Raw genomic sequence first — 375 nt, forward strand, 5'->3', positions numbered from 1 at the left:
CCAATAATAGAAGTAACATTTTTAATCTCTTCACTTTGAGCAATTACTTCACTAGTTTTATGAGATACATTTTGCATAGAAGAAGTAATCTCTTCTAATGCTGCTGCTGTTTCTTCTAAAGAAGAAGCTTGGCTTGATGAAGAATCAGTTAAGTTCTTAACAGCACTTTGTAATTTACCACTTTCACTAGCAAGTAAGTTAGCAAATTCAGATGATTGTCTTAGCATAGCTACTATTTCTTTACCTAAAGCATTTGCTGTTACTTCAACCCCACCTTTAGCATTAGCAACTTCTGTTGTAAAGTCTAAGGCTTTATAGCTATCAAATACTCTATTAATTTCATTCATATTAGAACCAACCTTTTGTTCTAATACA

1 pseudogene is annotated in these 375 nt (G+C 32.0%); it reads right to left on the reverse strand.

Annotated elements, in window-relative coordinates:
• A pseudogene (locus CAMP5121_RS08050) lies at nt 1–375 on the reverse strand (methyl-accepting chemotaxis protein); the annotation flags it as partial.

The sequence above is a fragment of the Campylobacter sp. 2352 PW genome (assembly GCF_024723575.1).
In the GTDB taxonomy this organism is placed as follows: Bacteria; Campylobacterota; Campylobacteria; order Campylobacterales; family Campylobacteraceae; genus Campylobacter_D.